General features: G+C 73.7%; 16 protein-coding genes. 9 read left to right on the top strand and 7 right to left on the bottom strand.

Features of this window, described 5'->3' with window-relative positions; all coding sequences use genetic code 11:
* Positions 1-76: 76 nt before the first annotated feature.
* From AC07FT_RS25605 to AC07FT_RS25585, 5 genes are all read right to left on the bottom strand, one after another.
* Complete coding sequence (locus tag AC07FT_RS25605) at positions 77-1,495, bottom strand: aldehyde dehydrogenase family protein (protein ID WP_479178239.1); 1,419 nt, start codon at positions 1,493-1,495, stop codon at positions 77-79.
* Positions 1,496-2,141: 646 nt separating this feature from the next.
* Positions 2,142-3,335 (bottom strand): MFS transporter, encoded by a 1,194-nt coding sequence (locus AC07FT_RS25600; protein WP_479178297.1) that lies wholly within the window; start codon positions 3,333-3,335, stop codon positions 2,142-2,144.
* An 87-nt stretch (positions 3,336-3,422) separates the two neighbouring features.
* A complete protein-coding gene (locus tag AC07FT_RS25595) occupies positions 3,423-4,844 on the bottom strand; it encodes a CitMHS family transporter (protein ID WP_479178238.1) in 1,422 nt (473 codons plus the stop codon).
* Positions 4,845-4,966: 122 nt separating this feature from the next.
* Positions 4,967-7,216, bottom strand: coding sequence for a molybdopterin oxidoreductase family protein (locus tag AC07FT_RS25590; protein ID WP_479178237.1), 2,250 nt, complete (start codon positions 7,214-7,216; stop codon positions 4,967-4,969).
* A gap of 133 nt (positions 7,217-7,349) precedes the next feature.
* Positions 7,350-8,009 (bottom strand): TetR/AcrR family transcriptional regulator, encoded by a 660-nt coding sequence (locus AC07FT_RS25585; RefSeq protein WP_471202538.1) that lies wholly within the window; start codon positions 8,007-8,009, stop codon positions 7,350-7,352.
* Positions 8,010-8,085: 76 nt separating this feature from the next.
* Between AC07FT_RS25585 and hmgA the strand changes: the two genes are divergently transcribed.
* From hmgA to AC07FT_RS25570, 3 genes are all read left to right on the top strand, one after another.
* Complete coding sequence (gene hmgA, locus AC07FT_RS25580) at positions 8,086-9,423, top strand: homogentisate 1,2-dioxygenase (protein WP_479178236.1); 1,338 nt, start codon at positions 8,086-8,088, stop codon at positions 9,421-9,423.
* A gap of 99 nt (positions 9,424-9,522) precedes the next feature.
* Complete coding sequence (locus AC07FT_RS25575; protein ID WP_479178296.1) at positions 9,523-10,272, top strand: GntR family transcriptional regulator; 750 nt, start codon at positions 9,523-9,525, stop codon at positions 10,270-10,272.
* A 438-nt stretch (positions 10,273-10,710) separates the two neighbouring features.
* Entirely contained in the window at positions 10,711-11,937 is a 1,227-nt protein-coding gene (locus tag AC07FT_RS25570; protein WP_479178235.1) for a type ISP restriction/modification enzyme, read from the top strand.
* Between the two features lie 174 nt (positions 11,938-12,111).
* On the opposite strand, the gene AC07FT_RS25565 is transcribed toward AC07FT_RS25570, so the two are convergent.
* Positions 12,112-12,834 carry a TetR/AcrR family transcriptional regulator gene (locus tag AC07FT_RS25565; protein ID WP_479178234.1) on the bottom strand — a complete coding sequence of 241 codons (723 nt, stop codon included), beginning with the start codon at positions 12,832-12,834 and terminating at the stop codon, positions 12,112-12,114.
* Between the two features lie 64 nt (positions 12,835-12,898).
* On the opposite strand from AC07FT_RS25565, the gene AC07FT_RS25560 reads away from it, so the two are divergent.
* Positions 12,899-13,879 (top strand): ATP-binding cassette domain-containing protein, encoded by a 981-nt coding sequence (locus AC07FT_RS25560; protein ID WP_479178233.1) that lies wholly within the window; start codon positions 12,899-12,901, stop codon positions 13,877-13,879.
* Positions 13,876-14,676, top strand: a complete 801-nt coding sequence (locus AC07FT_RS25555) for an ABC transporter permease (protein ID WP_479178232.1) — start codon at positions 13,876-13,878, stop codon at positions 14,674-14,676. The genes AC07FT_RS25560 and AC07FT_RS25555 overlap by 4 nt, the downstream gene beginning before the upstream one ends.
* Positions 14,677-14,824: 148 nt before the next feature.
* Here the strand turns inward: AC07FT_RS25555 and AC07FT_RS25550 are convergent, their stop codons facing one another.
* Positions 14,825-15,088, bottom strand: coding sequence for a hypothetical protein (locus tag AC07FT_RS25550; protein WP_254744089.1), 264 nt, complete (start codon positions 15,086-15,088; stop codon positions 14,825-14,827).
* A 223-nt stretch (positions 15,089-15,311) separates the two neighbouring features.
* On the opposite strand from AC07FT_RS25550, the gene AC07FT_RS25545 reads away from it, so the two are divergent.
* The 4 genes from AC07FT_RS25545 (at position 15,312) to AC07FT_RS25530 (ending at position 21,562) form a co-directional block, all read left to right on the top strand.
* A complete protein-coding gene (locus tag AC07FT_RS25545) occupies positions 15,312-16,820 on the top strand; it encodes a DUF4331 domain-containing protein (protein WP_479178231.1) in 1,509 nt (502 codons plus the stop codon).
* A 130-nt stretch (positions 16,821-16,950) separates the two neighbouring features.
* Complete coding sequence (locus tag AC07FT_RS25540) at positions 16,951-18,303, top strand: tetratricopeptide repeat protein (RefSeq protein WP_471202552.1); 1,353 nt, start codon at positions 16,951-16,953, stop codon at positions 18,301-18,303.
* Complete coding sequence (locus AC07FT_RS25535; RefSeq protein ID WP_479178230.1) at positions 18,300-19,868, top strand: HoxN/HupN/NixA family nickel/cobalt transporter; 1,569 nt, start codon at positions 18,300-18,302, stop codon at positions 19,866-19,868. The genes AC07FT_RS25540 and AC07FT_RS25535 overlap by 4 nt, the downstream gene beginning before the upstream one ends.
* 44 nt (positions 19,869-19,912) lie before the next feature.
* Complete coding sequence (locus AC07FT_RS25530; protein WP_479178229.1) at positions 19,913-21,562, top strand: serine/threonine-protein kinase; 1,650 nt, start codon at positions 19,913-19,915, stop codon at positions 21,560-21,562.
* Position 21,563: the final 1 nt, after the last annotated feature.

Below are 21,563 nucleotides of genomic sequence, written 5' to 3'. Positions count from 1 at the left end.
TCGTAGGTATCACGGACGGTGGCACGGGCGCTGTGGCGGCGGTCGCTGTCCCGCGGGGTCGCGGGGGGGTCCCGCCTCAGAACTGGAGCGATTTGGTCTGGAGGTACTCCGCCAGCCCGTGGGTGCCCAGTTCGCGGCCCACGCCCGACTGCTTGTAGCCACCGAAGGGGGCGAGCGGGTTGAACCGGCCGCCGTTGATGTCCACCTGGCCGGTGTCCATCCGGCGGGCGAAGGCCACCGCCGTGGCGTCGTCGGCCGCCCAGACCGCGCCCGCCAGCCCGTAGACCGTGCCGTTGGCGATCCGCAGCGCCTCCTCCTCGTCCCGGTAGCGGATGAGGGAGATGACCGGGCCGAAGATCTCCTCCTGGGCGATGGTCATATCGGGGGTGACGTCCGCGAAGACCGTCGGGGCGATCCAGTACCCGCCCTCGCGGCCCTCGGGGGCCCGCGGACCGCCGGTGACCAGCCGAGCGCCCTCTTCGACACCGCGCTCGATGTAGCCGCGCACCCGGTCGCGCTGGGCGGCGCTGACGACGGGGCCGAGCCGGGTGGTCTCGTCGGCCGGATCGCCGGGGGCGTACTTGGCGGCGGCCACCGCGGCCAGCTCCACGGCCTCGTCGTAACGGTCGGCGTCGACCAGCATCCGGGTCCAGGCGCTGCACGTCTGGCCGGAGTTGGCGAGCACGTTGGCCACCCCGGCCTTGACGGCCTTGGCGAGATCGGCGCCGGGCAGGATCACATTGGCGGACTTGCCGCCCAGTTCGAGGGCGACGCGCTTGACGGCCGCGCCCGCGGTGGCGCCGATCCGCCGGCCGACGGCGGTGGAGCCGGTGAACGAGACCAGGTCCACGTCCTCGTGCGCGGCCAGCGCCTCTCCCGCGACCGGGCCGACCCCGGTGACCAGGTTGAACACCCCGGCCGGGAACCCGGCCGCGTCGACCGCCCCGGCGAAGAGCTGAGCGACCAGCGGGGTGTTCTCGGCGGGCTTGAGGACCACGGTGCATCCGGCGGCGAGGGCCGGTGCGGCCTTGGCGACGATCTGGTGCAGCGGGTAGTTCCACGGAGTGATGGCGCCGACGACGCCCACCGGCTCCTGGAACACGGTCGAGTTGCCGACCGTCTCCTCGAAGGCGTACGACTCGGCGAGCCGGGCGTACGAACCGGCCACGGTGATGGGCAGACCGGCGTGGACCGCCCGGGAGAACGCCAGCGGCGCGCCGAGTTCGGCGGTGACGGTCTCCGCGATCTCCTCGCGCCGTTCGGCGAGCGCGTCGCGCAGGGCGGTGAGCCGGGCGGCGCGCTCGGCGGGCGGGGTGGCGGCCCAGCCGGGGAGGGCGGCACGGGCCGCCCGTACGGCGGCGTCCACGTCCTCGGCCGTCCCGGCGGGCACGGCGGCGATGACCCGCTCGTCGGCCGGGTTCACGACCTCGATCGTGTCGGCACCGGCGGCCGGCCGCCATGTCCCGTCGATGTACATCCCGTCATGAGCCTTCATCGCACCCTCCCTCGTCGGCACTTGCTGACAGGACAACAAACTAGCGACGGTAGTTTTCCGACGACAGAGGGGCCCGGACGTGCCGTACGTCACCCCCGTCCCGATGACTCCGCACCGTGCCGGTCACGGCAGCGCCCTCCCGGCGATGCCGGGGCCGGTCGTCCGCACCGCGGGGCGCGCCCCGGCCAGGCCCGGTGGCCTCGTCACCGGCGGACGGCCTCCGCGGCAGCGGTCCCCCGCACGGGCCGGTAGCTCCGCCCCGGGCGGCGGGCGTTCCCACCGGCACGGCGGCCGGGGTGGGTGTCTGCGTTCCGGCGGTGCCAGGGCCCGGGCCGGGACGGGCGCTTCTCCGGCCGGCCCGGCACCGGTGCGGAGGCCACCACTGCCGGGAGTGCGCCCGCACGGCCGGGCCGGTGTCGAAGTCCCGCCGGGCGATAAGGCAGCGTGGGGAGTCGCCCCTCCGCCGGGCCGGCGGGGAGTCACCGGCCGGCGGCGGAGGCCATCGGCACTGCCTGCGGCTACCCCGGGCCACGGCAGGCGGCGGCACCGCCCCGCGGCGCCGCCGGGAGGGCGCCCTCGCCCCCATGGGCCAGCTGCCGTCGGCGCGGAGGCGCTCCGTGGCCGGCCACCCGGCCGCATGCACTGCTCAGCGGCCGGAGGGGCCACCCGTCCGGCCCGGGGATCTTCCGCTCCGGGGAGTGGGTTCCGCCGTCGGAGCGGGGGCACCGGCGGGCGGGCGCAGAGGACGGATGGCGATCGCGGCGGAGAGCAGCAGGAGGCCGCCCAGCATCACGAACGGGGCGGCCGTGCCCGCGAGTCCGGCGAGGACACCGGCGGAGGCGGGGGCCGCGACCTGGCCCAGACGGTTGCCGGTCAGCCGCAGGGCCAGCGCGGTGCTCCCGGCACCGTCGGGGGCGGCCTGGACGACGGTGGTCATCGACAGCGGCTGGCCGACGCCGAGGCAGAAGCCGAGTCCGGCCAGCAGCACACCGAGCGCCCAGACGGGCAGCGGCAGGGCGATGCCCGCGCACAGCAGGGCCGCGCCCAGGCAGCTCGCGGCCATCAGGACGGTGCGCCCCAGCAGCCGGATCATCGGGGTGATGGCCAGGCGGCAGCCGATGGTGGCGGCGGCGCGCAGGCTCAGCAGCAGTCCGACGACCGAGGGCGCGATGCCGCGCTGTTCGCCGACGACCGGCAGGTACGCGGTGAGGATGTCGGTGGCGGAGAGCACGGCCAGGCTGATGAAGATGCCGGAGCCGACCCCGCGGGTGGTGAGGATGGCGCGTACGGACACCCGTCGCGCCTCCCCCGTGGCCACCGCCTCCCGCCCGGCGCCCCGGTCCCGCTGCTCGATGCGCCACAGCGCGGTGACCGAACAGGCCGCCACGGCGGCGGCGACGGCCAGCGCGACAGCGCTGGTGCGGGCCATCGCGCCGTCGTGGCCGGAGACCACGAGACCGGCCGCGACCGGCCCGATGAGCTGGCCCAGCGAGGCGCCGATGGTGAAGTGGCCGAAGTTGCGGTCCTGTTCGGCCGGGGCGCTCTGCCGGGCGACGATGGACTGCGCGCCGATCACGAACGCCAGATGGCCGAGGCCCATCACCCCGCTCCACGCGGCCATCCCCGCCAGCGATCCGGCCGTCGCGCTGAGGGCACAGCCGGTGGCGATCAGGGCGACGCCGGCGGGGAGCAGCGGGGCGCACCGCCCGTGGTCGGTGCGCCGCCCCAGCGGTACGGCCGCGAACAGCGGCAGCAGGGCGTAGATCCCGGCGATCACACCGACCGCGCGGGCGTCGGCGCCCAGCGCCAGGGCCCGGTAGGAGACGGCGGGCCGAGCCATGCTCACCGCCGCCTGTGCGAAGGAGAAGGCGATGACCAGGCGCAGCAGCCAGCCCCTGCCGGGCCGTCGAGGCGTTCCGCGCACGGATCAGATGATGCCGAAGACGAGCCCGGCGGCGAGCACCACCAGGGAGGTGAGCGCCGCCCACTTCACCGTGAAGCGGGTGTGGTCGCCGAACTCGACCTTGGCCATGCCGACGAGCACGTAGACGGCGGGGACCAGCGGGCTGGACATGTGCAGGGCCTGTCCGACGAGCGAGGCGCGGGCGATCTCCAGGGTGGAGACCCCGTGGGCGGCCCCCGCCTCGGCGAGGATCGGCACGATGCCGAAGTAGAAGCCGTCGTTGGACATGAAGTAGGTCAGCGGGAGGGACAGCACACCGGTGACGATGGCCATGTGCGGGCCCATACCGTCGGGCACTCCGTCGACGAGCCAGCGGGCCATGTGCTCGACCATGCCGGTGCCGGTGAGGACACCGGTGAAGACGGCGGCGGCGAAGACCATGCCGGAGACGTTGACGACGTTCTCGGCGTGCGCGGCGACCCGGGCCTTCTGGTCGTCCATATGCGGGAAGTTGACGGTGAGGGCGATGGCGGCGCCGAGCAGGAAGAGCACCGGGATCGGCATCGTCTCCATGATCATCATGGTCAGCAGGCCGAGGGTCAGCGCGGCGTTGAACCAATAGAGCTTGGGGCGCAGGGTGGGGCGGTTCGGGTCGAGGCCCTGGACATCGTCGTCGCCCTCGCCGTCGTCGGTCCGCACGGCGGCCTCGGTGCTGGAACCGCTGGAACCAGTCTTATCAGCCGCGCCCTCGGAGCCGCCCTGCTTCCCGGCGCCCGCGCCGACCAGCACCTGCTCGGACTCCTCGACCGTCGTCGCCCCGTCGAGCGTCAGCAGCCCCAGACGCCTGCGCTCGCGCAGTCCGAAGGCGTAGGCGAGCGCGAAGACGAAGACCAGTCCGACGGCGAGCGCCGGGATCATCGGCACGAAGATGTCGCTGGCGTCGACCTTGAGCGCGGCGGCGGCCCGGGCGGTCGGACCGCCCCAGGGCAGGGTGTTCATCACGCCGTTGGCCATGGCCGCGACACCGGTCATCACCACCAGGCTCATCTTCAGCCGCCGGTACAGCGGCACCATCGCGGAGACGGTGATCATGAACGTGGTGGAGCCGTCGCCGTCGAGCGAGACGACCGCCGCGAGCAGCGCGGTACCGATGACCACCCGCAGCGGATCCGCTTTGCAGAACCGCAGGATGAGCCGGACGATCGGATCGAAGAGCCCGACGTCGATCATCACCCCGAAGTAGATGATCGCGAACATCAGCATCGCGGCGGTGGGCGCCAGATCACCGACACCGTCCAGGACGTAGTCGCCGAGGTGCGCCCCCTTCCCGACGAGGACGCAGAACAGCGCCGGGATGAGCACCAGAGCACCCATCGGGGACATCTTCTTCATCATGATCAGGACGAGGAACGTCGCGATCATGACGAATCCGAGGACTGTCAGCATGGTGGCTACCTCACGTTCGCCGGTGAACTCTCCCCCAGATGTGGCGGTCGAGGCGACGTTAGGTGGCGCAACTTTGCGTTAACAAGGTCTTGACGCGTGAGCAATAAGCGCAAAACCCCTGGTCAGTCGGGTAGGGGCAGTGCGGGCTCGGCGATGGGGTCCACCTGCACCGGGAAGCCGTTCAGCACCGCGGTGCCCGACAGCGGATCCAGCCGCGTGCCGTCGACGAGCTGGTTGGCGTTGGCCCCGGGGTGGGCGCCGGCCACCGACATCCGGGTGCCGGGACGGCCGTGGCCCCAGCCGTGCGGCAGGCTCACCACGCCGGTGCGCATCGCGTCCGTCACCTCCACCGGCACCTGGATCTCGCCGCCGTCGCCCTTGACCCGGGCGAGCCCGCCGTCGGCCAGGCCCAGCCGGGCGGCGTCCTCGGGGTGCACCTGAAGGGTGCAGCGGTTGCTGCCGCCCACCAGCGACGGGACGTTGTGCATCCAGCTGTTGTTGGAACGCAGGTGGCGGCGGCCGATGAGGACGAGACCGGTGGGCCGGTCGGCCAGCGCGCGCCGCAGCCGGTCCACATCGCGCACGATCGGCTCCGGGCACAGCTCGACGGTGCCGCTGCGGGTCCGCAGCAGGGCGGGCAGCCGGGGGCGCAGCGGGCCGAGGTCGATCCCGTGCGGCCGGTCGAGCAGGCTCCGCAGGGTCAGCCCGTCGGGATCGGCGCCGAAGCCGTCGCCGTACGGGCCGAGCCGCAGCATCATGTCCAGCCGCCGCTCGGGGCCGGTGCCGCCGGTGAGCAGTGCGGCCAGTTCGGCGGTCGTACGGCCATGCACCGGCGACCCGGGGTCGGCCACGGCCTTGCCGAGCGCGGCCTCGATCGCCATGGCGTCCACCACGGCCGGGTCGGCGCCGCCGCGTCCGCTCGCGCACAGCACCAGCCGGGCCAGGATGTCGGTCTCGCTCATCCGGTCCGGGTCGAGCGGGACCGCGGGGCGGGAGTAGCGGACCTGGTTGCGCACGGCCAGGTGGTTGAAGGTGAAGTCGAAGTGCGGGCTCTGGCTGGGCGGGGGCGGCGGCAGGACGACATGGGCGTGGCGCGCGGTCTCGTTGAGGTACGGATCCACGCTGACCATGAAGTCCAGCCCGGCCAGCGCCCGTTCCAGCCGGTCGCCGTCGGGCGCGGACAGCACGGGGTTGGCGGCGACGGTCAGCAGCGCCCGGATCCGCCCGTCCCCCGGGGTCTCGATCTCCTCGGCGAGGGCGACCGAGGGCAGTTCACCCTTGGCCTCCGGATGGCCGCTGACCCGGCTGTGCCAGCGGCCCAGCGCGAACCCCTTGCCGGCGCGCGGGGCGCGCTCCCGGCGCCCGGTGGCGGCGAGCGGGAACATCATCCCGCCGGGGCGGTCCAGGTTCCCGGTGAGCGCGTTGACCACGTCCACCAGCCAGCTGGTGAGGGTGCCGAACTCCACGGTGGTGGAGCCCATCCGCCCGTACACCACGCCCTTCGGCGCCGCGGCCAGCTCCCGGGCGAGGGTGCGGATCTCCTCGGCGGACACGTCGCAGGCGCCGGCCACCGCCTCCGGCGGGAAGTCCGCGGCCAGCCGCCGGACCTCGGCCACTCCGGTGAGATGGGCGTCCAGGTCCCCGGTCGCCACCAGGTCCTCGTCGAAGAGCACCCGCACCATGGCGAAGAGCAGCAGCGCGTCGGTACCGGGACGTATCGCCACGTGCCGGTCGGCCATCCTGGCGGTACGGGTGCGCCGGGGATCGACCACGATCAGTTTGCCGCCGCGCCGCCGCAGCGCCCGCAGCCGGCCGGGGAAGTCGGGAGCGGTGCACAGGCTGCCGTTGGAGTCCATCGGGTTGGCGCCGATCACCAGCAGATGGTCGGTGCGGTCCACATCGGGCACCGGCAGCGCGTTGGCGTCCCCGTAGAGCAGTCCGCTGGAGACGTGCTTGGGCATCTGGTCGAGGGTGCTGGCGGTGAAGACGTTGGGGGTGCCGAGCGCACCGAGCAGCAGTGCGGGGTAGAGCCCTCCGGCCACCGTGTGGACATTGGGGTTGCCGAGCACCGCCCCGGCCGACTGCCCGCCGTGCTCGCGCAGCACCGGCCACAGCCCGGCCTCGACGGCGGCGAACGCCTCGTCCCAGTCGGCCTCCTGAAGCCGCCCGGCGCGCCGGACCAGCGGCCGCCGCAGCCGGTCGGGGTCGCCGTCCAGCTCACCGAAGGACGTGCCCTTGGGGCAGATGAAGCCCCGGCTGAACACGTCCTCGGCATCGCCGCGCGCCCGGGTGACCCGGCCGTCCTCGATGGTCAGGGTCAGCCCGCAGGTGGCCTCGCAGAGCGGGCAGATACGGAGGGCCGTGCGGCTCATGAGTGCTCCCTACGTCGCGGACCGGCGCGGCCCGGCTCGGCCGAGGCACTCACCATACCGACTGGTACGCATGCCGGGGAGGCGCCGGAGTGAACTCTTCGCGCCGACGGCCGGGACGGCGGCTCCAGTCGCTTCAGTCCAGGACCCGGGCCAGATAGGCGCGCAGCAGCTCCTTGGTCTCCGCGACGATCGCCGGATCCCCCTCGGGGTCGATCCGGAACGCCAGCCGCAGCAGGGCGTCGGCGGTCTCGACCGCCAGCAGGAAGGCGATCCGCAGCCGCTCCCCGGCGTCACCCTCGCCGTCGGCCCCTTCGGCCCCCTCGCTGCGCAGCCGGTCGGCGAGCAGCGTCCGCAGCCGGTCCGCCACCAGATGGTTGGGCTGCTCCACCCGCCCGGTGGCCGGGACCGGTATCCCGAACTCGATGAGCGCGAAGCCGGGCGCCCCGCGCTTCATCGCCAGGTACTCGTCCACGACGATGTCCATCGCCTGGCGCCAGCCGCCGTCCTGGCCCGGCTCCGCCAGCCGGCGGGTGACCCGCTCGGCGTACTCGTCGAGATTGCGGTGGGCCAGGGCCTCGGCCATGGCGCGCTTGTCGGAGAAGAAGCGGTAGACCGAGCCGATGGGGACGCCGGCGCGCTCGGCCACCGCACGGGTGCTCAAGCGCTCGTAGCTGACCTCGTCGAGCAGTTCGGCACAGGCGTCGAGGATCCGGCCGAGGCGTTCGGCGCTGCGGCGCTGAACCGGATGGCGGCGGAGGGGCGGTAGGGGCACGCCACCATCCTGCCCGATCATTGACGGAGCCGGTCTTCGATTCCTATCGTATGACATAGGAATCATTGGGCGGCGAGGCGAGCTTCGGGAGCGCACGATGGACAACGGCACCGGGATCGAGCAGGCACGGAAGACGGCCGAAGGGCTGGCCTACTCCTCCGGATTCGGTAATGAACACAGCAGCGAGGCCGTGCCCGGGGCGCTGCCCATCGGGCGCAACTCGCCTCAGCGCGCACCGCTGGGGCTGTACGCGGAGCAGCTCAGCGGCACCGCGTTCACCGAGCCGCGGGCCCACAACCGCCGTTCCTGGCTGTACCGGATCCGCCCCTCGGCGGCCCATCCGCCGTTCACCCGCATCGACAACGGCGGGCTGCGCGGAGCGCCGTTCACCGAGACCGTCCCGGACCCCAACCGGCTGCGCTGGGACCCGCTGCCGGAGCCGCCCGCGGGCACCGACTTCCTGTCCGGGCTGTGGACCCTCGGCGGCAACGGGGACGCCACCCAGCGCGTCGGGATGGCCATCCACCTCTACGCGGCCAACGCGTCCATGACCGACCGGGTGTTCAGCGACGCCGACGGCGAACTGCTGATCGTGCCCGAGCGCGGCGGGCTGCTGCTGCGCACCGAGTTCGGGCTGCTGCGCGCCGAGCCGGGGCATATGGCGCTGATCCCGCGCGGGGTGCGGTTCCGGGTGGAGCTGCTGGACGCCACCGCGCGCGGCTACGTCTGCGAGAACTACGGCAGTCCGTTCGTCCTCCCCGACCTCGGCCCGATCGGCGCCAACGGACTGGCCGCCCCGCGGGACTTCATGGCTCCGGTGGCGGCCTACGAGGACGTCGAGGGGCCGGTGCGGGTGGTCAACAAGTTCTGCGGCAACCTCTGGGCCGCGACCTACGACCACTCCCCGCTGGACGTCGTCGCCTGGCACGGCAACCACGTGCCGTACGTCTACGACATGCGCCGGTTCAACGTGCTCGGCACCATCAGCTACGACCACCCGGACCCGTCCATCTTCACCGTGCTCACCTCGCCGTCGGACACCCCGGGGCTCGCGGGCGTGGACTTCGTGGTCTTCGCGCCGCGCTGGCTGGTGGGCGAGGACACCTTCCGGCCGCCGTACTTCCACCGCAATGTGATGAGCGAGTACATGGGGCTGATCGAGGGCGCGTACGACGCCAAGACCGCGGGCCCCGGAGGGTTCGTACCCGGCGGCGGCTCCCTGCACAACATGATGTCGGCGCACGGTCCGGACCACGAGACCTTCGAGCGGGCCAGCGAGGCCGAGCTGGCGCCGCGCAAGGTGGACGACGGGCTGGCCTTCATGTTCGAGACGCGCTGGCCGGTCACCGCCACCCCGCAGGCGATGGCCGCGGACCACCTCCAGACGGGCTACGACGAGGTGTGGCAGGGTCTGGAGCGTCACTTCCGCCCGTGACACCGTCGCGTCACGCCACCGTGGCGTCATGACGCCCCTCCGCCCGCTCCCTCCCACCGCAGGAACGTGACCGTGACCGCCACCGGAGACCGCGCCCCCGTGACCACCTTCGCCCCCGACTCCGTGGCCCTGAACCGCAAACTGCCGCTGTGGTACCAGGTCTCGCAGTCGCTGCGCGCCTCGATACTCGGCCGGGGGCCGCACGATCCGCTGCGGCTGCCCACCGAGGACCGGCTCGCCGAGCACTACGGCGTCAGCGTGCTCACCATGCGGCAGGCGCTCAAGGAGCTGGAGGCGGAGGGGCTCATCAGCCGCCACCGGCGGCGCGGCACCTTCATCGAGCCGAGTGCGCGGCGCGGTTCCCCGGTGCGGCTGCTGGGTTCGGTCGACGCGATCGTGGCCCAGCAGTCCGGTGAGCTGACGACGGTGCTCGGCCACGGTCCGGCGGCGGTCCCGGCGGAGCTGGCGGAGCACTTCCCCGGTCTGGACGAGGCGGCCGGATACCGGCGGCTGCGCCGCGACGGAGGGAGCGGCGAACCGACCAACTGGGCGGAGAACCTGGTCCGTCCCGATCTCGCCGACCGCATCGACCTCGCCGACCTGGAACGCTGGCCGATGACGAAGGTGCTGCGGGACGTGGTCGGCGTGCGCATCAGCCGGATCACCGACACGGTCGAGGCGCGGCTGGCCGACCCGGAGACCTCCCGCCTCCTCCAGGTGCCCCTGCTCAGCCCGATCCTGCACTACACGGGGGTGACGTACGACGAGGACGGCCGGGTGGTGGACGTGGCACGGATCCACTACCGGGGGGACCGGTTCTCGTTCACGGTGACCCTCGAGGCGGAGTGACTGCCGTCGGCCGAGTGGTTCGTCAGCGGACGCGCACACACGACGCCGCGCCGACGGCGGGTGCGGCGCCCCCAGGACTCCACCGGGGCGCACGCCCCGGCACCACGAGCACCCCCATCGGGTTGCGTCCTGGTTCCACGAGCCCCCGCCCACGGCCGCGGCCGGTACGGCCCCGCACCGGCGACAGCCATCGGCGCGCGGGGCGTTACGCCGAGCCCGGCGCATGCCGCGTTCAACACCGCGCACGCTCACGGGCGACCGCTCCCCCGCTCAGCGGCGACAACCGCAGGACGACACCGGTGTGGGGCAACCCGGCGCCAACGCCGGTGCAGGGGGCTTCACCGGGGCGCCCCCGGCCGAGGCCGTCCCGGAGAGGGGCGGGGGCGGGCGGGCCCGGGGCAGTCGCCGTGGTCGGCTTCGGGGAGGTGGGTGGATAGCATGCCGGGCGTGGGAGAACGGGACGCACCGCTGCTGGCGGACCTCATGCCGTGGTCCGTGGGGCCGCTGCGGCTGGGGCGGGCGTGGGTGGTCGCACCCGACGCCGCCTCGCTCACCGCGCGGTGGGAGCGCCTGCTGGCCACCGGGGACGAGGCGGGGCGCGCCGCGCTGTTCCGGCCCTCGCGCGCCCGGACGCTGCACACCTCCGTGGCCCAGCTGCCCGGCCAACGGACCTCCACCGCCCGGCTGGTACGGGCCGACGGCCCGTGTCCCGAGCCCGTGCGGATGGGGTACGGACCATTCGACCAGCAGTGGCTGATACCGGACCACCGGCTCATCGACGCCGCGCGGCCCGAGCTGTGGCGGGTCGCCGACGACCGGCAGATCCACGTCGTGGAAGCGGGGGCGGGGCCGGGGGCCGGGGCCGGTGACGAGCCCGTGCTCACCTTCTCCGCACCGCTGCCGGACGGCTGGTCCGCCGCGGGCCGTCCCGGCCGGATCCGTCCGCTGTACCGGCGCCCCGGCGGTCTGGAGCCCAATGTCGCGCCCGGGCTGCTGGACCACCTCGGCGGCCGCCTCGGCCGGGCCGTCCCCGCGGAGGACCTGCTCGCCTGGACCGCCGCCGTGGCGCACGCCACCCCCTGCGCGGTACCGCTGACGGCCGATCCGGAGGTGTGGGCGGAGGGCGTGGAGCTGGGGCGCCGGGTGCTGTGGCTCCATACGCGCGGGGCGCACAGTGGTGAGCGCCCGCGGATGCCGGGCGGTCAGCGCCCGTACGTCCGCGCCGCGCTGCCCGCGCGCGGTCTGCCCGACTCGCTGGACTACGACCCGGAGGCGGGGGCGTTGCACCTGGGCGAGGGCCGGATCTCCCCGGTGCCGCGGGGCGCGTGGGAGTTCCGCACGCAGGGGGTGCGGGTGCTGGAGAGCTGGTTCGAGCGGCGTACGGCCCGGGGTGAACCGGGGACGCTGGAGGCCGTGGTCCCGGCGGTCTGGCCATCGGCCTGGACCTCCGAACTGCTGGAGCTGATCACCGTGCTGGCACTGCTCGCCGAACTCCGTCCGCGCCACCGCGAGCTGGCCGCCCGGCTGAGGGACGGCGCACCGCCGATCACCGCGGCGGAGCTGCGGGCGGCGGGCGTCCTGCCGGTGCCCGCCGCGTGCCGCCGTCCGGCCTCGGTGCTCGACCACCACGAGGAGGGCCCGGAGGGTCAGTTCGCCCTGCTCTGAGCCCCGCGACCGGGGCGGGCCCGGCTCCGGGCAGACGGCCCGGGACGTGCTGTCGTCGCGGAGCGCGGAGCAGCGGGGCCGCTGCGGGATGGCCGGCGGCAGGGCCGGGAACCACGGCCCTGCCGGTGCCGCCGGCCCGCACACCCGCCCCTGGCGCACGGGTCGGCGACTCACTCAGCAGGCGGCCGCGTACCCGGCCAGGACCCGCCGCAGGAGGCGGTCGAAGGTCTCGTCCGGGTCCCCCGCCGCCGGGGCGGCGGCGAAGGTGCGCGAGAGGTGGGGGTAGTCGCCGCCCGCGATGATCCGCGCGAGGTAGGCGGTCTGGGCCGCCTGGCGCTGTTCGGCGGTGGAATCCGAGGCGCTCCGGGCCCGCGCGGCGGCCAGCTCGGAGGAGACGTACGAGATCACCGTGCCGTTGACCATCGCGATCAGCTCGACCTTGAGGCCCGGGTCGAGCCCCGAACCGTCCAGCGCGGCCAGACAGAACTCCATGTACCGCAGCTGGTTGGGGCCCAGGGCACCGGTCGGCAGGACGGCGGCGGGCAGCCAGGGGTGACGGTGCATCAGAGCGCGGCCCTGGCGCGCGAGGCCGAGGACATCGGCCCGCCAGTCCCCCGACGGCCGCTCGGGCAGCGCGTACTCACCGCAGACCCGGTCCACCATCAGGTCGACCAGGTCCTCCTTGCGCGGCACATAGTTGTAGAGCGACATCGTGCCGCAGCCGACGGCCGTCGCCACCCGGCGCATGGAGACCGCGTCCATACCCGCCTCGTCCGCGATCCGCACCGCCGCGTCGGCGATGTCGTCACGGGTGTACGCGGGGCGCGGACCGCGACCGGCACGCTCGGGGAGCGCCCAGATCACCTCCGGCCCGGCCGTCCGGCCGCTGGCTGCCATGGATCATCACCTCGCCCACCATCCTAGTTACGTACAGCGTACGTAGTGAGCTACAGTGAGCGGCATGGAAACTACGTACGCTGTACTTAGTGAGGGCCTGTGCAAACGCTACGGCGAGGTGCACGCCCTGCGCGGACTCGATCTCGCCGTCCCGGCCGGCACCGTCTGCGGTCTGCTCGGCCCCAACGGCGCGGGCAAGACCACCGCGGTGCGGATCCTGACCACCCTCGGCGCCCCGGACTCCGGCACCGCGCGCGTCGCGGGTCACGATGTCTTCCGGGACCCACGGGCGGTGCGCGGACGGATCGCGGTCACCGGTCAGGACGCCTCGGTGGACGCGGATCTGACGGGCCGGGAGAACCTGCGGCTGTTCGCGCGGCTGCGGCGGCTGCGCGGAGCCGGCGGCGGGAAGCGCGCGGACGCCCTGCTGGAGCGGTTCGGGCTGACGGAGGCGGCCGACCGCCCCGCCCGGACCTACTCCGGCGGTATGCGCCGCCGGCTGGACCTCGCGGCCTGTCTGCTGACCGCACCGGAGGTGCTCTTCCTCGACGAACCGACGACCGGCCTGGACCCGCGCAGCCGGGGCGGGATCTGGGAGAGCGTCCGCGAACTGGCCCGGGCGGGCACCACGGTGCTGCTGACCACCCAGTACCTGGAGGAGGCCGACCGGCTGGCCGACGACATCGTGGTGATCGACCGGGGCCGGACCGTGGCCGCCGGTACGCCCGAGGAGCTGAAGACCACCATCGGCCGGCATATCGAGGTCGTGGTCGCGGACGCGGAGGCCCTCACCGGCGCGGCCGTGGTCCTGGGCAACCTGACCGGGTCGGCGCCGGAGCTGGACGCCGAACGCCGCACCGTGGGCGCGGGGTCGGGCGATCCCGCCCTCACCCTGCCCCGGGTGGTCCGGGAGCTGGACGCGGCCGGAGTGCCCCTGGTGGACGCCTCGGTGCGGCGGCCCACCCTGGACGAGGTCTTCCTCCGGCTCACCCACGGCGCCACCACCGCCGCCGAGACCACCGCCCCCGAGGAGGCCACCGTATGAGCGACACCACGCTGCGCTGGGCCGCGCGCGACACCGCGGCCATGCTGGGCCGTCAGCTGACCCGGCTGCGCAACGCCCCGGCGCTGTTCACCATCACCCTGGTGGCGCCGCTGATGATGCTGGTCCTCTTCGGCTACGTCTTCGGCAGCGCGATCCAGGTGCCCGGCTCGGGCGACTACCGCGAGTACCTGGTACCGGGACTGTTCGTCTCGATCGCGGCGGGCGGGATCCTGACCGGAATGATCGGCACCGCGCAGGACATGCAGCGCGGGGTCATGGACCGCTTCCGCACCCTGCCGATGAGCCGGGCCGCCGTACCGCTGGGGCAGGCCGCCTCGGAGGTGCTGATCGCCGCGGTGGGGCTGGTACCGCTGGCGCTGCTCGGGCTCGCCGTGGGGTGGCGGGTACGGGATGGAGTGGGCGCCGCGCTGGGGGCGTTCGGACTGCTGCTGCTGTTCCGTCTGGCGACCGCCTGGATCGGCCAGTACCTGGGGATGGTGGTGGGCAAGGAGGAGGCCGCGGGCCAGCTCTCCAGCCTCACCTTCTCACTGCCGATGGTGTCCAACACCTATGTGCCGACCGACGGGATGCCCGGCTGGCTGCGCTGGGTGGCCGACTGGAACCCGATCAGCGCGGTGGTGGCGGCCTGTCGTGATCTCTTCGGGAACACGGCGGCGGACCCGGACGCGGCCTGGCCGCTCGCTCACCCGGTGGCGGCGTCGATCGGCTGGTCGCTGCTGTTGGTGGCGGTGTTCATGCCGCTCACCGTCCGCCGCTACACACGCGGCGGACGGTGAACCGGAGCGTCATCTCTGGTCGGCATCCCGGAACGGCCCGGGTGTGCGGTGCCTCTTGGCACCGCCACACCGGCTGGAGCGGGCCGGGGTGTCCCCGTGCCTGCCCGGGACGCCGTCGACGAACCTCGGAACCGGCGAACCGGGCGGGTCAGCCGTGGTTGCCGAAGAGCGAGCGGCGCAGCCGGCGCAGCGGCGCGAACAGCGAGACGCGCGCGCCCCGGCTGTTCTTCGCGCGCACGTGGTCGCGCGCGGTCAGCTCCTGCATCAGCACCGTCGCCCCCTCGGCCTCCCGCCGCGGGACGGCAGGGCCGCCCATCACCGCGAGATGGCGTTCGAGGCGCGCACTGGACGCACCGCTCCCGCAATTGATCGCAGGCACTCGTGGCCTGCTCCGTACCGTTATCTGCTCCATGACACTCCCCACCCGTACGAGGGCACCCGCCCCGGGCAGAGTAACCCTACCTCCCCGAGCCGTCACCCACGTATCCCAGGTTCCGGATTCACCACCGCGTCAAGGGTGTTGACGGTAACTGTCACACGCGGACAAATTGTCGGACGGACCAAGCCATCGGCCCGTCAGTCCCGAACTGCTGCTTGAAGGTATGCCCCGACAAGCGTGCGAAGGAACTGACAGGATGACCGCATTCACCAGGAGCTTGGGCGCGCTGGTCAGCTGCGCACTGGCCGCGGGCGGCCTCACGGCCGCCGGTGTGGCCGCGCTCCGGCCGGAGACGGCACAGGCGTCCAGCCACCGCGAGGCACCGCTGATCTCCGGTCAGCCGCAGTACGACACCACGGACGTGTACGCGTTCGTCAGCCCCGACAAGCCGGACACGACCACCATGGTGGTCAACATGCTGCCGTTCGAGGACCCGGCGGGCGGCCCGAACTTCTACAAGTTCGCCCATGACGCCCGCTACGACCTGCACGTGGACAACGACGGGGACGGCCAGGGCGATCTGCTGTTCCGGTGGACCTTCAAGGACCACCTGCGCAACGGGGACACCTTCCTCTACAACACGGGGCCGGTGACCTCCCTGGAGGACCAGGACCTGAACTTCTTCCAGACCTATGACATCGAGCTGATCCACCTCAAGGACCAGCACGCCGTCTCCCGCGAGAAGATCGCGAAGAACCAGCTGGTCGCCCCGTCCAATGTCGGCAAGGCGTCCATGCCCAAGTACCAGACCCTGCGCGACCAGGCGGTCTACCAGCTGCCCGGCGGCGGTTCGACGTTCGCGGGCCAGGCCGACGACCCGTTCTTCCTCGATCTGCGCGTCTTCGACCTGCTGTACGGCGGCGACATGTCCGAGGTGGGGCAGGACAGCCTGAAGGGCTACAACGTCCAGAGCCTCGCGCTCCAGCTGCCCACGAAGACCCTGACCGAGTCCGAGGGCCAGCCGGTGATCGGGCTGTGGTCCACCACCCACCGCAAGACGGCGAACGGCGACTGGGCGCAGGTCTCCCGGCTGGGCAGTCCGCTGGTGAACGAAGTGGTCATCCCGCGCAAGGACAAGGACAAGTTCAACGCCTCGGCGCCCTGGGACGACGGACAGTTCCTGAAGTTCGTCCAGGACCCGGAGCTGGCCCGGCTGGTGGAGCAGATCTACAAGATCAAGGCACCGCCGACGCCCCGTGACGACCTGGTGCAGGTCTTCCTCACCGGTGTGCCCAAGCTGAACCAGCCGCCGGGCGTACGCCCCGCCGAGATGCTCCGCCTCAACACCTCGATCAAGCCCACCGCCAGCCCCAAGCGCCTCGGTGTGCTCGACGGTGACAACGCCGGGTTCCCCAACGGACGGCGGCTGACCGACGACGTGCTGGACATCTCGCTCCAGGCCGTGGAGGGCGAACTCCTCGGCAAGAAGAACGACCTGGGCGACGCGGTGGACGAGAACGACCAGGAGTTCGGCGGCTCCTTCCCGTACCTGGCGATCCCCAACTCCGGTTCGGACGCCACCGCGGCCAAGAAGAGCGCCGGGGACTCGCTGCTCAACGGCGGCGACGGCGTCAGCCCGTCCTCGGACGACAACATGCTGCTGGCCGGGTCCGCGGCGGCCGGTGGCGGCACCGTACTGCTGCTGACCCTGGGATTCGTCTGGTGGCGTTCGCACCGCCGCCCGGCCCGCGTCCGCAGGCACTGACCGGTCGGCGTCCTCCACCGGCCCCCTCCCCACGGGCGCGGCCCCGCACCTCCCGCGCGGCGGCCGCGCCCGCCCCCTCCCCCTCTACGTCCCGCCCCGGCGTCCGTTCCGGCGAAAGGCAACAGTCACCATGGCTCTTCGGCCACTCCTCCCCCACACACCCCGCACCGCCGTGGTCGTGTGCGCGCTCGCGGTGGGTCTGACCGCCGCCTCGGTCGTGATCGACGGGCCGGGCGGATCCGGCGACGGGCCCTCCGCGACCCGTGACGCCCGGCCCGCCGCGGCCCGGCTCGAGCAGATCACCGCGGACGGCCTCCCCGGCCGGATCACCGCGCTCCAGGGCCATCTGCGCACCGAGCCGAAGGACGCGGTCGGCTGGGCCCAGCTCGGCTCCGCCTACGTCGAACAGGCCCGTGGCACCGGCGACCCCACCCGCTATCCGCAGGCGCAGAAGGCGTTCGCCCGCTCCCTGGCCGTCCAGCCGCGCGACAACGACGTCGCGCTCGCCGGACGCGCCTCGCTCGCCGCCGCGCGCCATGACTTCCACGACGCCCTGCGCGACGCCGACAAGGCGCTGGAGGTGAACTCCTACAGCCAGGGCGCGATGGCGGTGCGCGTCGACGCCCTGGTCGAACTGGGCCGCTACCGGGACGCCCAGCGGGCCGCGGAGCACGCCGACGCCACCCGCCCCGGCATCCCCGTCTTCACCCGGCTCGCCTACGTCCTGGAGCTGCGCGGCGAACCGGACACGGCGCGGAAGGTGCTGCTGCGCGCCGAGGACTCCGCGACCTCGCCCAGCGATATCGCCTACGTCTCCACCGCGCTCGGCCAGCTCGCCTGGAGCCAGGGCCGGTACGGGACCGCCCGGGACGCCTATGACACCGCGCTGAAGGCCGTCCCCGGCTATCTGCCCGCGCTGGAGGGGCGGGGCCGCACCGCGGCCGCGGACGGACGGCTGGACGCCGGGATCCGCGATCTGGAGAAGGTCGTCCGGCGCTTCCCGCTCCCCGCGGAGCTGGCGGCGCTCGGCGAGGCGTACGAGGCGCGCGGTGACCGCGCCCAGGGCCGCCGCCAGTACGCGGTGGTGGACACCTGGATCACCCTGGCGAAGGCCAACGGCGTGGCGACCGACCTCGACAGCGCGCTGGTCGCCGCCGACCACGGGAACGCCGGGGAGGCTCTGAAGGCGGCCCGTGCCGAATGGGACCGGCGGCGCACGGTGCACACCGCCGACGCCCTCGCATGGGCCCTGCACCGCACCGGTGACCACAAGAAGGCCCTGGGGTACGCCGAGCGCGCGGCCGAACCCGGCTACCGCAACGCGGCGTTCCTCTACCACCGGGGCATGATCGAGAAGTCGCTCGGCGAGAAGGCCGCGGCCCGCCGCCACCTCCGCGCGGCGCTCGACCTCAACCCGGGCTTCTCGCCCACCGCCTCCCGCACCGCGAAGGCGGCGCTGAAGACGCTGGACGGTGACCGATGAGGCTCCGCTTCCGCGTCCGCCGCCTGGTGGCCGCCGCGGGTGTGCTGACGGGCGCCGCGGCGCTGGTCGTACTGCCCGCGGGGAGCGCGTCGGCGCATCCGCTCGGCAACTTCACCGTCAACCGCTACGACGGGCTGGTGGTCGCCCCCGGTCAGCTGCGGATCGACCATGTCGAGGACCTGGCCGAGATCCCCTCCTCCCAGGCGGAACCGGAGATCGACCGCGACGGCGACGGCGCCCTCTCGGCGCGTGAGGTGAACGCCTGGGCCGCGCGCCGTTGCGCAAGCGCCGCGCGCGGGGCGCGACTGACCGTGGACGAGCGCGCGGTGCCGGTACGCGCCGCGCGCACCGCCGGTCACATCCGAAAGGGTCAGGCGGGACTGCCGACCCTGCGGGTCGAATGCCGTCTGACCGCCGCCCTGGCGCGCGGGGAGAAGGCGGCCGTCTCCTACCGGCCGAAGGACATCGGCACCGGCCCCGGCTGGCGGGAGATGACGGCCCGGGGCGACCGGATGACGCTCTCCGGCTCCGATGTGCCGCGGAAGTCCGCCTCGCGGCGGCTGACCGGCTATCCCGGGGACCAGCTCTCCTCACCCCCCGACCAGCGTTCGGCGAGCCTGCGGGCGCGGCCCGGCGGCCCCGCGCTCGCCGCCGCGCCCGACGCCGAGGAGCGGAACGGAGTGGCATCGGGGGTGCTGCCACGCGGTGTGGACCGCTGGACCGAGGCGCTGACCTCGATGGTGGCGCGGCATGACATCACCTTCGGCTTCGCGCTGACCGCGTTCGCCACCGCCGTACTACTGGGCGCGATGCACGCGTTGGCCCCCGGGCACGGCAAGACGATGATGGCCGCGGCCGCCGCGGCCGGCGGGCGCAGCGCGCTGCGCGACGTGGTGACGCTGGGCGCGTCGGTGACGGTCACCCACACCATGGGGGTGTTCGCGCTGGGGCTGCTGGTCACCGCCGGTTCGGCGGCGGCGCCCTCGGTGATCTCCTGGCTGGGCATCGCGAGCGGGGTGCTGGTCTCGGCGGCCGGGGCACGGCTGCTGCACAAGGCGCTGCGCCGACGGCGCCGGTCGAGCCACCAGCACCAGCACCACACGCATGACCACGACCACGATCACGACCACGGGCACAGCCACACCCACACGCACACGCACACGCACACGCATGACCACGGTGACGGGCACAGCCACACCCATGAACTGCGGCCCACCCTCCGCGGCACCCTGCTGCTCGGATTCGCCGGGGGGCTCGTCCCCAGCCCCTCCGCCGTCATCGTGCTGGTGGGCGCGGCGGCCCTGGGGCAGGCGTGGTTCGGCTTCCTGCTGGTGCTGGCGTACGGGCTCGGTCTGGCGCTGACCCTGACGCTCGCCGGGTTCACGGTGGTGAGGCTCGGCCACCGGGCCGCGGAGCGGCTGAGGGCCCGCCGCGCGGCGGCCACGGGCCGTGGTCACCGGCTGCTGGCGGCGCTCCACCGCGCCTCGCCGGTGGGCACGGCCACCGTGGTGCTCGTCCTCGGATGCGGATTGGTGCTCAGGGGGGCGGCAACTACGCTCGGTTGAGGTACATTCACCCCGAATTGCTCGGTTGGGGGGAGGACTCGGCCATGGGCGACGAGGGCGCGGGGCGGCGGGGCGAGCGGGTGGCCGGGGGGCGATACCGCCTTCTGGACGTGCTGGGCCACGGCGGAATGGGTGTGGTGTGGCGGGCGCGCGACGAGGCGCTCGGTCGCGAGGTCGCCATCAAGGAGGTCCGTGCCCCGGCCGGGCTCGGCGACCGTGACATCGGGCGGCTGTACGCCCGGCTGGAGCGCGAGGGCCGGGCGGCCGCGCGGGTCTCGCACCGCAATGTGGTCACCGTCCACGACGTGGCGCTGGAGGACGGCCGCCCCTGGATCGTGATGGAGTTGGTGCGCGGTCTGTCGCTGGCGGAGGTCCTCGACGCGGAGGGCCATCTGCCGCCCGCGCGGGCCGCGGTCATCGGTGCCGAGGTGCTGACCGCGCTGCGGGCGGCCCATGCGGTCGGGGTGCTGCACCGGGACGTCAAACCCGGCAACGTACTGATCGCCGACGACGGCCGGGTGGTGCTCACCGACTTCGGCATCGCGGCGGTCGAGGGGGACGCGGCGACGCTGACGCTGACCGGGGAACTGGTGGGCTCGCCGGAGTTCCTGGCGCCCGAGCGGGCCCTCGGCGAGCCGCCGGGCCCCGGCGCCGATCTGTGGTCGCTGGGCGTGCTGCTGTACGCGGCGGTCGAGGGGGTCTCGCCGTTCCGCCAGGACACCCCGCTGAGCACCCTGCGGGCGGTGGTGGACGCGTCGTTGCCGGAGCCACGCCGGGCGGGTCCGCTCACCCCCGTTCTGGAGGGGCTGCTGCACAAGGATCCGGGGCGGCGGCTCGCGGCGGCGGAGGCGGAACGGCTGCTGCGGCTGGTGGCGGCGGGCGGTACGCCCCGGCCCTCGTCCGGCCCGGTGTCGGTGCCCGTTTCCGCGCCCGTACCGGCGTCGGCGGGCTCCGACCCGGACGGCCCGGACACCGCGCCGTTCCGCCTCGCCTCCGCCAGGCCCTCCGCGCCCGTCCCGCCGCCGCGGTCCGATGACGCGCCGCGGCCGGGCCACCGGTCGCGGCGCGCGGCGGCCGCGCTGGTGGCGGGGGCGCTCCTGGCCGGGGTGGCGCTGGGCGGGGTGACCTGGGCGCTGCTGGACGACGGCGGCGACGGGGGCACCACACCCGGCGGCGGCGGGAGTTCTCCCACCACGGCCCCGGCCGCCCAGGACGCGGACCGTCCCGCGTCCGATGCCGACGCGGGGAAGGAAGCGACGGCCTCGCGTCCGGCGGACGGCACCTCGTCCCCGGAGCGGCCGTCACTGACCATCACGATCATCGTGAAGGCGGCGCGCGGCAGTTACCAGGGGGCGTGTCCGCCGCCGGAGGGCGAGGCCCCCTCCTTCACCGCGACCGTCACGGTGAACCACGCGCCCACGACCGTGGAGTACCGCTGGATCACCGGAAGCGGTGAGGTGGCCGATCCGGGCTGGAAGAAGCTGGAGTTCACCGGTGGCGCGACGGGGTCGTCCCGCACGGTGCGCCATACGGAGGCGGCGCCCGGGGCCCGGAAGGACTGGATCGCGGTGGAGACCAGGGGCCAGGACGCGGTCACGTCCCGGAAGGTGTCGTTCACCGTGGTGTGCGAGGAGGCCCCGACGGACGGGGCCTCCTCTTCGGCCTCCTCGTCACCCTCGTCCGAGGGTGGCTGAG

The organism is Streptomyces sp. NPDC045899, assembly GCF_056431485.1.
Note: the sequence above shows the minus strand (reverse complement) of the source record. Positions and strands in the feature narration are given on the sequence as shown.